The organism is Streptomyces sp. NPDC058964 (genome assembly GCF_042741275.1).
Lineage (GTDB): Bacteria > Actinomycetota > Actinomycetes > Streptomycetales > Streptomycetaceae > Streptomyces.
In genome coordinates, this window is record NZ_JBHYKH010000046.1 from 1 (window position 1) to 9,965 (window position 9,965).

Annotated in this window: 9 protein-coding genes and 2 pseudogenes; 6 read left to right on the top strand and 5 right to left on the bottom strand. The window is 73.5% G+C overall.

What is annotated here, in order from left to right; all coding sequences use genetic code 11:
• Positions 1-50: 50 nt before the first annotated feature.
• A pseudogene (locus ACFW2E_RS08775) lies at positions 51-461 on the bottom strand (tetrahydrofolate dehydrogenase/cyclohydrolase catalytic domain-containing protein); the annotation flags it as partial.
• 316 nt (positions 462-777) lie between these two features.
• Positions 778-1,149, bottom strand: a complete 372-nt coding sequence (locus ACFW2E_RS08780) for a nuclear transport factor 2 family protein (protein WP_384463482.1) — start codon at positions 1,147-1,149, stop codon at positions 778-780.
• A gap of 169 nt (positions 1,150-1,318) precedes the next feature.
• On the opposite strand from ACFW2E_RS08780, the gene ACFW2E_RS08785 reads away from it, so the two are divergent.
• The gene (locus tag ACFW2E_RS08785; RefSeq protein WP_384463485.1) at positions 1,319-1,621 is read left to right on the top strand and encodes a hypothetical protein; all 303 of its coding nucleotides are present in this window, start codon (positions 1,319-1,321) and stop codon (positions 1,619-1,621) included.
• Positions 1,622-1,651: 30 nt separating this feature from the next.
• Here ACFW2E_RS08785 and ACFW2E_RS08790 read toward each other — a convergent pair whose 3' ends face one another.
• Positions 1,652-3,412, bottom strand: a complete 1,761-nt coding sequence (locus ACFW2E_RS08790; protein WP_384463488.1) for an ABC transporter ATP-binding protein — start codon at positions 3,410-3,412, stop codon at positions 1,652-1,654.
• A 471-nt stretch (positions 3,413-3,883) separates the two neighbouring features.
• Between ACFW2E_RS08790 and ACFW2E_RS08795 the strand changes: the two genes are divergently transcribed.
• The 3 genes and pseudogenes from ACFW2E_RS08795 to ACFW2E_RS08805 form a co-directional block, all read left to right on the top strand.
• Entirely contained in the window at positions 3,884-4,969 is a 1,086-nt protein-coding gene (locus ACFW2E_RS08795; protein WP_384463491.1) for an S-(hydroxymethyl)mycothiol dehydrogenase, read from the top strand.
• Complete coding sequence (locus ACFW2E_RS08800; RefSeq protein WP_384463494.1) at positions 4,969-5,598, top strand: MBL fold metallo-hydrolase; 630 nt, start codon at positions 4,969-4,971, stop codon at positions 5,596-5,598. The genes ACFW2E_RS08795 and ACFW2E_RS08800 overlap by 1 nt, the downstream gene beginning before the upstream one ends.
• 118 nt (positions 5,599-5,716) lie before the next feature.
• Positions 5,717-5,999, top strand: a pseudogene (locus ACFW2E_RS08805) (short-chain dehydrogenase); the annotation flags it as partial.
• 1 nt (position 6,000) lies between these two features.
• On the opposite strand, the gene ACFW2E_RS08810 reads toward ACFW2E_RS08805, so the two are convergent.
• Positions 6,001-6,528, bottom strand: a complete 528-nt coding sequence (locus ACFW2E_RS08810; protein ID WP_384463496.1) for a hypothetical protein — start codon at positions 6,526-6,528, stop codon at positions 6,001-6,003.
• 50 nt (positions 6,529-6,578) lie between these two features.
• On the opposite strand from ACFW2E_RS08810, the gene ACFW2E_RS08815 reads away from it, so the two are divergent.
• Positions 6,579-7,373 carry an SDR family NAD(P)-dependent oxidoreductase gene (locus ACFW2E_RS08815; RefSeq protein WP_384463499.1) on the top strand — a complete coding sequence of 265 codons (795 nt, stop codon included), beginning with the start codon at positions 6,579-6,581 and terminating at the stop codon, positions 7,371-7,373.
• A 6-nt stretch (positions 7,374-7,379) separates the two neighbouring features.
• Here ACFW2E_RS08815 and ACFW2E_RS08820 read toward each other — a convergent pair whose 3' ends face one another.
• Entirely contained in the window at positions 7,380-8,774 is a 1,395-nt protein-coding gene (locus tag ACFW2E_RS08820; RefSeq protein WP_384463502.1) for a pyridoxal phosphate-dependent decarboxylase family protein, read from the bottom strand.
• 62 nt (positions 8,775-8,836) lie between these two features.
• On the opposite strand from ACFW2E_RS08820, the gene ACFW2E_RS08825 reads away from it, so the two are divergent.
• The coding region (locus ACFW2E_RS08825; RefSeq protein ID WP_384463505.1) for a PLP-dependent aminotransferase family protein at positions 8,837-9,965 on the top strand (1,129 nt) is incomplete at its 3' end.

A 9,965-nucleotide genomic window follows, 5' to 3' on the forward strand; every position in this document is an offset into this window, starting at 1 on the left:
CCTCACCCCCCCACTCCACCCCGCTCGCGCGGGCTCACGATCTCGCGGTGTGTCGAGCACACGAAGCCGGGCCGGCCGAAGTCCGGCGTCGCGAACGAGGCGAGCGTGACGCCGTCGACGTCCTTCTCCGGCGCGATCGCCTCGAACGCGGTCCGCTCGTCGATGTGCCCGCCCACCGGGTGCTGGAACAGGATGCCGTGCACACCGGGGTCGTCCGGCAGCTCCCGGAGCGTGCCGACGAGCTCCTGGGTGGTCGTGGCGGCGGGCAGTGCCACGTGGCGGGAGCCGGTGCCCGCCCTGCGGCAGCGGTTCTGCTTCATCCGGACATAGGTGACGGAGGCCGGGTCCTCGCCGACCGGCACCGTCGCCGGACAGGGCGCGGTACCGGTGCGTCCGGTGAGATCGGCGGCCTTCTTCACGGCGTCCGCGACGATGCGGCGGGCCGGGGCGGTGCCGTCCATGAGCCGTGCCTGGGCTGTCCACGGCCGAGGAGGCCTGATCACGCGCGTCCATGGGACGGGCGACCGCAGGCGGGTCCGGGTGCGGCTCACCGCCGCCGGACATGCGGCGTTCGAAGCGCACGCGGTGTCGGCGGACGCGGGTGAGGGCGCGCTGCTCGCAGCGCTGAGCGAAGCAGAGCGGCGGACACCAGCCGATGTGCCGCGGAAGCCGGTGCCGGCCGCCGCGTCCGCGGCCGACGCGCCCGCCCCAGTACGGCCCGGACCGAGAAGGACCAGGTCAGCCGGGAGGTGACCTGGACCCTGGCGACCCTCCTGGCTACTCGTTCTCGTCCCATGCCTGGATCATGATCTGTTCGGCGATCTTCCCGTCGCGCAGCGTGATCATCGACTCGGCGAGGACCCTCACCCCGTCCCCGTACTCGCAGGACTCGCTGTACGCGGCGTGGTCGCCCTGGATGATGCACTGTTCCAGCTTGTGCGTCATGTCCCGGCTGTAGACGTCGTCGAGCATCGCGGCTATCTCGGGCCGACCGTGCAGGATCTTGGGCTGGCTGGGCTGGGAGTTGCGGTCGACGATGCGGATCTCCGCGTCGTCGGTGTAGAGCGCGAGAAGGGTGTTCCCGGTGTTCCCCTCTATGCCCCGGCGCAGTGTCTCGGTGTCGAAGGTGGAGCCTGTCGCGGTGCCCATGATGACCTCCTCGGAGGGCTCGCGGCCCGAAGAGGGCGAGCCGTGGGGACCCCTCCTACGAGACTCCTCCGCCCCGGCGGCCTCGGCAAGCGCAGCCGGGCGGTCCGCCTGTCGGGTGAGTGGAGCCCGCCGCCCGTGTCCACGCGGTGCCCGGCACGTTGCTCAGAGCATGATCTCAACACGACGTATCGTCGCCGCCATCGGTCTCGCCGCGGGTGTCACGGGCCTCGCCGCGCCGATGGCGAGTGCGGCCGACATGGGCGCGCAGAACTCCGGGAAGATCAACCCGGTCGCCATGCTCGACGAGCTCGCCACCAGTGACATTCCGGCGGAGCACAGGGCGGAGCTCCCGCGGGTCTCCGAGCAGCTGCACTCCGTCAACGGCATCAACGAGCTGAACCAGCTCAACCAGCTGCACCAGGTCACCGACCTGGTCGCCCCGGTCACCGGGCTGCTGCCCGCCGTTCAGTAGCCGCCGTCGCGCCGGGCGCCCGTGCCGGGGTCAGCCCGCCGTGGCGAGGAACTGCGTCGCCGCCAGCTCCGCGTACAGCGGGTCGGCGGCCACCAGCTCCCGGTGCGTGCCCACCGCGCGCACCCGGCCCGCGTCCATCACGACGATCCGGTCGGCCATCGTCACCGTGGACAGCCGGTGCGCGACCACGAGGACGGTGGTCGACCGCGCCACATCGGCGACCGTGTCGCGCAGCGCCGCCTCGTTCACCGCGTCCAGCTGCGAGGTCGCCTCGTCCAGAAGCAGCAGCCGGGGGCGCCGCAGCAGGGCGCGGGCGATGGCGACACGCTGGCGCTCACCGCCCGACAGCTTGGTCCCGCGATGCCCGACCAGCGTGTCCAGACCGGCCGGCAGCCGTGCCACCAGGTCGTCCAGGCGCGTCGTCTTCACCACCCGCGCCACGGTGTCGTCGTCCGCATCGGGATTGCCGAGCAGCAGATTGTCCCTGAGCGACCCCGACAGCACCGGCGCGTCCTGCTCCACGTACCCGATGGCCGAGCGCAGCCGGGGCAGTTCCCAGTCCGCCAGGTTCCGGCCGTCGAGCGTGATGTCGCCGGTCTCGGGGTCGTAGAACCGCTCGATGAGGGAGAACACCGTCGTCTTGCCCGCGCCGGACGGGCCGACGAACGCCGTCATGCCGCGCCCCGGTATCGCGAAGCTGACCCCGTGGTGGACGTACGGCAGGTCGTCCGCGTACCGGAAGCGGACGTCCGAGAAGGCGAGGGAGGCGGGCTCGGCCCCCGCGCAGGGCAACGGCGCCGGCTCGGCGGCCGGTTCGGCAGGCAACCGCAGCGCCTCCTGGATGCGGGCGAGCGCCCCGGCGCCGGTCTGGTACTGCGTGACCGCGCCGACGACCTGCTGGATCGGTGACATCAGGTAGAACACGTACAGCAGGAACGCCACCAGCGTGCCGATGCCGATGGCGCCCGTCGCCACCCGCGCCCCGCCCACGGCGAGGACGGTGATGAAGGCGATCTGCATCGCCAGCCCGGCCGTGTTGCCCGCCGCGGCCGACCACTTGGCGGCGCGCACGCTCTGCCGCCAGGACTCCTCGGCGGCCGCGTGCAGGGTCCGCTCCTCGCGGTGCTCGGCGCCGGACGCCTTGACCGTGCGCAGAGCGCCCAGGATCCGCTCCAGCGAGGCACCCATCACACCCACCGCGTCCTGCGCCTGCCGGCTCGCCCGGTTGATGCGCGGCACGATCGCGCCGAGCACCGTGCCCGCGCCGGCGATCACCGCCAGGGTCACCCCCAGCAGCACCGGATCGACCACGGCCATCATCACCACGGTGGCGACGAGCGTGAGTCCGCCGGTGCCCAGGGCGACCAGCGAGTCGGTGGTGACCTCGCGCAGCAGGGTCGTGTCCGAGGTGACCCGGGCCATCAGGTCGCCCGGTTCGCTGCGGTCCACGGCCGCGATCCGCAGCCGCAGCAGATACGACGACAGGGAGCGCCGCGCGCCGAGGACCACCGACTCGGCGGTGCGGCGCAGCACGTACGAACCCAGCGCGCCCAGCGCCGCGTTGGCGACGACCAGCCCCGCCATCGCGAGCAACGGCCCGGTGATGGAACGCTCGTGCGACAGATCGTCGATCAGTCCCCGCGCCACCAGCGGCAGCAGCAGCCCGGTCGCCCCGGTGACCAGCGCGAGCAGCGCGCCCGCCAACAGCGCCCACCTGTGGGGTCGTACGTATCCGAGGAGAAGCCGCCACACGGGCGACTCGCTCCCGCTGTCCGTCGCTGCGTCGCTCACGGTGCTCCCTGCGCGGAGTCGGGTGGAGCACTCAGGCTACGTCGGTCTCCTCGAGGGACGCTGCGGCCCGACGCCTCGTCAGCCGCGCCAGGGGGACGTCGAGGTCGGCCCGGCGAGGGCGGTTGGGCGGCAGCTACGCGAGCAGCGCGGCCGGGCCGCAGGTGTCGGTGAGCGCGGAGAACCAGGCCGGCCGCGACCCCGGCCGACAGCAGCGGCCAGACCGGGTGGAGCTGTCCGGGGCCCGGACCCGGCAGGACGAGCGTGCCCGCGGTCAGCCGCACCCGGCGTTGCGTGGAGCCGGACGTCCGGGTGCCCGGTGCCGGACGGCGCGGCTCGTGACCGGCTCGGCCCAGCCGGGGCCGGCCCGTGCGGCGCCCGGAAAGATCTCCGACAGTCGTCGCGCTCCGTGTCGTTACCGATCGGTCGCGCGTAGGGTCGAAGAACAGGCACGACGATGGAAGGGGCCAGACCATGGCGCAGGAAGTGCGCGGCGTGATCGCACCGGGCAGGAACGAACCGGTCCGGGTGGAGACGATCGTGGTGCCGGACCCCGGACCCGGTGAGGCCGTCGTACGTGTCCAGGCCTGCGGAGTGTGCCATACCGACCTGCACTACAAGCAGGGCGGCATCAACGACGACTTCCCCTTCCTGCTGGGCCACGAGGCGGCGGGTGTGGTGGAGTCGGTCGGCGAGGGTGTCACGGAGGTCGCGCCCGGGGACTTCGTGATCCTCAACTGGCGTGCGGTGTGCGGGCAGTGCCGGGCCTGTCTGCGGGGCCGGCCGTGGTACTGCTTCAGCACGCACAACGCCGGGCAGAAGATGACCCTGCCCGACGGCACGGAGCTGTCCCCGGCCCTGGGCATCGGCGCGTTCGCCGAGAAGACCCTGGTCGCGGCCGGACAGTGCACCAAGGTGGACCCGGCCGTCTCCCCGGCGGTGGCCGGCCTGCTGGGGTGCGGCGTGATGGCCGGCATCGGCGCCGCGATCAACACGGGCAATGTCGGACGCGGTGACAGCGTGGCGGTCATCGGCTGCGGCGGTGTCGGCGACGCGGCGATCGCCGGATCCCGGCTCGCCGGCGCGGCCAGGATCATCGCCGTGGACATCGACGACCGCAAACTGGACAAGGCCCGTGCCATGGGTGCCACCCATACGGTCAACTCCAAGGAGACGGACCCGGTCGAGGCGATCCGGGAGCTGACCGGCGGCTTCGGAGCCGATGTCGTCATCGAGGCGGTCGGCCGCCCGGAGACGTACCGGCAGGCCTTCTACGCCCGGGACCTGGCCGGCACGGTCGTCCTGGTGGGTGTGCCGACCCCGGAGATGAAGCTGGAGCTGCCGCTGCTCGACGTCTTCGGGCGCGGCGGATCGCTGAAGTCGTCCTGGTACGGCGACTGCCTGCCCTCCCGCGACTTCCCCATGCTCATCGACCTGCACCTGCAGGGCCGTCTGGACCTGGACGCCTTCGTCACCGAGACCATCGCGCTGGACGAGGTGGAGAAGGCCTTCGAGCGGATGCACCACGGCGACGTCCTGCGCTCGGTGGTGGTCTTCTGATGACCACCCGCATCGAACGTCTCGTCACCGCCGGTCAGTTCACGCTCGACGGCGGCACCTGGGACGTGGAGAACAACGTCTGGATCGTCGGCGACGAACGCGAGGTCGTCGTGATCGACGCGGCCCACGACGCGCTGGCCATCGCCGACGCCGTCGCCGACCGCCGGCTGACCGCCATCGTGTGCACCCACGCCCACAACGACCACATCGACGCCGCGCCCGCCCTCGCGGACCTGACCGGTGCCACGATCTGGCTCCACCCCGACGACCTGCCGCTGTGGAATCAGACCCACCCGGACCGGGAGCCCGACGCCCATCTGGCCCACGGCCAGGTCATCGAGGCGCCCGGCCTCGACCTCACGGTGCTGCACACTCCGGGTCACTCCCAGGGCTCCGTCTGCCTCTACGACCCCGGCCTGGCCACCGTCTTCACCGGCGACACCCTCTTCAAGGGCGGCCCCGGCGCCACCGGCCGCTCGTACTCGCACTTCCCGACCATCATCGAGTCGATCCGAGACCGGCTGCTCACCCTCCCGCCCGGCACCAAGGTCCTCACCGGCCACGGCGACTCGACGACCATCGGCGCCGAGGCCCCGCACCTGGAGGAGTGGATCGCCCGGGGGTACTGAGACACCCCTGGTGAAGGCGACAGGAGATGTCCGGCTTTCCCGTCACCCGGGCCATCGCGTCGCGGACGGGCACGGCCGTCCGGACATCCTGGTGAACGACGTCCGGGGCGGCGAGAACCTCTTGCTCGAACACTTCGGCGTGACCGAGGACAACTGGCGCGACGCCCTCGACCGCGTCCCGCGCTTCGCCGTCTCGCAGACCCCGCGCTTCGCCGGGCGGGCCGTCACCGCCCTCGCCGCCGACCCCGAGGCGGGCCCGCTGGAACGGACAGTCCCCGTCCAGCGGCGGACTCGCACGGGTCTGCGGCTTCACCTGGCTGGACGGCAGCCGCCCCTACGCCCGCGATACCTCGTGGAGCTGAAGGACCCGGGGACCGGCGGACGTGACCGGCTACCGGTGACTCACGGCAGCCGCAGCGGCCAGCGCGCCGAGTGGCCGGGCGGCAGCGCCAGATCCTCGCGCACGGCCGCGTAGTAGCCCTCGCGGCCCGCGCGCTGGCGCTCCAGCAACGTCTGCCACGCCTCCGGGTCCCGCTGCTCCTCACGCAGGAACCGCTCCATCTCCATCACCGTCACGACCCATGCCCGGGCCTTCTCCACCACCGCCGGGCTGCCCAGCAGGATCAGGGCCTCCCCGGCCGGATCCCGGGCGACGGCCGCCTCGGCCAGCAGCGGCTTCGCCTCGTCGGGCGTCAGGGGGTGCGGGTGCGGGTCGTTGCCGAAGTGGGCGGACAGCCGGTAGGTCAGCGTGACCGACTTCTTCAGCGCCCGCGCGTAGTCGGCGTACACGGCGAACCTCCGCTCGTCCCAGCGCGCCGCCTGCTCCCGCCGGAACCGGGCCCGATCACCCCTGACGACCGCCAGATACGAACCGAGCGCACCGATCACGACGCCGATGAGGGCGGGGAGTTGCTGTATGAACGCGGACATGTGCGCACGCTATCTGTCGTGTCGATCCACTCGGCCGTACGGTCGCTCCCATGACCGCACTCACGCGCTTTCAGGACCACGGAGTACTCGTCACGGGCGCGGCCCGGGGCATCGGCGCGGCCGTCGCCCGGCGGCTGGCCGAGGAGGGCGGAAAGGTACTGGTGACCGACCGGGACCTGCCCGAGGCGGAGAAGACGGCCGCCGGGCTGCGTGAACAGGGGCTCACGGTGGAGGCGTTCGAGTGCGACGTGGCCGACCGGGGCTCCGTGGAGGCGGCCGTCGCCCATGCCGTCGGTACCTTCGGCGCGCTCGACGTGCTGGTCAACAGCGCCGCGAGCTGCACCCCGGACGTCCCCCTCTTCGAGGACGAGCCGGACGACACCTGGGCCCGCGACCTCGATGTCACGCTCACCGGGGTCTACCGCTGCTGCCGCGCCGCCCTTCCGCACCTCGCCGCCTCCGGCCGGGGCGCGGTCGTCAGCATCGGCTCCGTCAACGCCCGGCTGGACTTCGGCAACCACGCCTACAGCGCCGCCAAGGCCGGACTCGGCTCCCTGACCCGGACCCTCGCGGGGCACGCGGCCGCCCGCGGAGTCCGGGTCAACCTGGTGGAACCGGGCACGGTCCGGACCTCGGCGTGGGACGGGCGCGAAGACGAACTCGACGCCCTCCGGGGGCTCTATCCCCTCGGCCGTGTCGGTGAGCCCGCGGACATCGCCGCAGCCGTCGCCTTCCTCGCCTCCCGGGACGCGGCCTGGATCACCGGTACGGCCCTCCGCGTCGACGGCGGGCTCACCGCCGCCCACAGCGGGTTCCACGCGGTGGTGCGGCCGCCGGGGGTCTGAGAGCGGTCACGCGGTCGCCGCCGCCGCGGCGAGCGCGGCGAGCACCCGCCGGGTGTCGGCCTCCGTGGTACGCCAGTTGCTGAACGCGGCCCGGAGCGCGGGCACCCCGTCGTACACCGTGGGCGTCACATAGGCCTCCCCGGAGGCGGCGACCTCCCGGGCCAGGGCGTCCACCCGCTCCTGAGCGGGATCCCCGGTGAGGGTGAAGCAGACGACGTTGAGCCGGACCGGCGCCAGCAGCCGCAGCCCCGGAAGGGCGGCGATGCCCTCGCCCAGGCTCCGGGCCAGGGCGATGTTCCGCTCGACGATCTCGCGGTGGCCCGCGCTGCCGTAGGCGACGAGGGAGAACCAGGCCGGGAGGGCGCGCAGACGCCGGGAGTTCTCCGGGGTCAGGTGCAGGAAGTCGGGCTCACCGGCCGGCAGGCCCAGATACGGCGAGGCGTTGTGGAACACCGCCACCTGCAGATCCTGGCGGCGGGTGAACTGGACGGCCGCGTCGTAGGGGACGTTGAGCCACTTGTGCAGGTCCACACAGACCGAGTCGGCCGCGTCGAGCCCGGCCACGAGGTGCGCGTGCGCGGGGGAGAGGGCCGCGAAGGCGCCGAACGCGGCGTCCACGTGCAGCCAGAAGTCGTGCCGCTCCTTCAGGGCCGCGATCGCCCGCAGGTCGTCGAAGTCGACGGTGTTCACGGTGCCCGCGTTGGCCACGACGATCACGGGCCGGCCGGCCGCCTCCGCGAGCGCCGCGTCGAGCGCGGCCACGTCCACGGCCTCGCGGTTCCCCGGCAGCAGCGGCACCTGCCGCAGCCGGTCCCGCCCGATGCCCAGCACGGACAGCGCCTTCGGCACGCTGGAGTGCGGGCTGCCGGACAGCACGTCGACCGGTCCCAGCGCGGCCGCGCCCTGACGGGAGACGCTCACGCCGAGCCGCTCGCCCAGCCACTCGCGGCCGATCGCCAGACCCACCGTGTTGGACACCGTCGCCCCCGTCACGAAGGCCCCGCCGTGCTCCTCGCCCAGGCCGAACAGCTCACGCAGCCAGCCCAGCGTCTCGTGCTCCAGCGCCGCGGCCCAGGAGCCGCCCGCCCCGGACAGGTTCTGGTCGTACGCGGAGGTCAGCCAGTCCCCGGTGACCGACGCCGGTGTCGCGCCACCGGTGACGAAACCGAGGTAGCGCGGCCCGGCCGACCCGGAGAAGCCGGGCGCCCACCGTCGCGCGAACCGCGCCAGGGCACCCGCGGCACCCGCGCCGCCGTCCGGGAGGGGCGCGCGTGCGGGCGCCCGCCCCAGCAGCGCCACCGGGCGCTCGGCCAGTCCGGCCACCTCGCCCGCGGCGAAGTCACGGGCGGCCTGCAGGAGTTCGGGAAGCCGCGAGAGGTCGTCGGCGAGAGTGGGGTCCATGAGCCGCAGCGTACGGCGGTGGGGACATCCGGCACCTGGTCCACTTGAGGGAAACTGGACCAATGGACACCGGCTTCGTCGCCGCGCTCGGCGCCTGGCGCACACGGGAGGGGGCCCTGACCCGGTCCCTGTCCGAGGCCGTGCGGGAGGCGGTGGTCGACGGGCGGCTGCCGGCGGGCACCAGGCTTCCGTCGGAGCGGGAACTCGCCCGCGCCCTGCGGATCAGCCGCGGCACCGTGGTGGCCGCCCTGACCCTGCTGCGGGACGACGGCTGGCTGCACACCCGGCACGGCAGCGGCAGCGTCGTACGCCTGCCCGCCCGCCTCACCGAACGCACCACCCCCTGGTCCCTGGACCTGGGCGGCACGGACGACGCCCGCCTCGACCTGACCCTGGCCGTCACGGCCGCACCCCACGAGGCCTACCTCGCGGCCCTCGCCCGCGCCGCCGAACGCAGCGCGGCCCTGCTCGTCGACTCCGGCGTCGCCACGACGGGGCTGCCCCGTCTGCGCGAACTCCTCGCCGACCGCTACACCGGCACGGGCCTGGCGACCCGCCCCGAGCAGATCCTGGTCACCTCGGGCGCCCAGGCGGCGCTCACCCTGCTCCTGGACCACCTCCACAGCGACCGCAGGGCACCGGTGGTGGTGGAGAACCCGGCCTACCCGGGCGCCTTGGCCGTGCTGCGCGGACGCCGGGCCCGGCTGCTTCCCGTGCCCGTCGCCGCCGACACCGGCTGGGACACCGAGCGGCTGGCCGACGCCGTACGGCGCGGACGTCCCCGCCTCGCCTACCTCGTCCCGGACTTCCACAACCCGACCGGCGCCCACATGGACGGGCCCACGCGCCGCGCCCTCGCCGAACTGGCCGAACGGCACGAGGTGACCCTCCTCGCCGACGAGACGATGCGCGACCTGGACCTCAGGACACCGCCCGGCACCGAGCCCCACCTGTCGGGGCGGCAGGTGATCCAGATCGGGTCGCTGAGCAAGACCGTCTGGACCGGGCTGCGGGTCGGCTGGATCCGGGCGGGCGCCGATCTCGTACGGCGGCTGACGCACCACCCGCTCCAGGCCCAGCTCTCCCCGCCGCCCCTGGAACAGCTGATCGCCGCCGAACTGCTCGGCGACGGGGCGGCGCGGCTGCTGGCCGAACGCCGGGAGCGGCTGCGCGGCCAGCGCGACCACCAGA

Coding starts and splice junctions, on each gene's coding strand:
- ACFW2E_RS08780 (WP_384463482.1), bottom strand. CDS start 1,149: ATGGGCACCGCGACAGGCTCCACCTTCGACACCGAGACACTGCGCCGG.
- ACFW2E_RS08785 (WP_384463485.1), top strand. CDS start 1,319: ATGATCTCAACACGACGTATCGTCGCCGCCATCGGTCTCGCCGCGGGT.
- ACFW2E_RS08795 (WP_384463491.1), top strand. CDS start 3,884: ATGGCGCAGGAAGTGCGCGGCGTGATCGCACCGGGCAGGAACGAACCG.
- ACFW2E_RS08800 (WP_384463494.1), top strand. CDS start 4,969: ATGACCACCCGCATCGAACGTCTCGTCACCGCCGGTCAGTTCACGCTC.
- ACFW2E_RS08810 (WP_384463496.1), bottom strand. CDS start 6,528: ATGTCCGCGTTCATACAGCAACTCCCCGCCCTCATCGGCGTCGTGATC.
- ACFW2E_RS08815 (WP_384463499.1), top strand. CDS start 6,579: ATGACCGCACTCACGCGCTTTCAGGACCACGGAGTACTCGTCACGGGC.
- ACFW2E_RS08820 (WP_384463502.1), bottom strand. CDS start 8,774: ATGGACCCCACTCTCGCCGACGACCTCTCGCGGCTTCCCGAACTCCTG.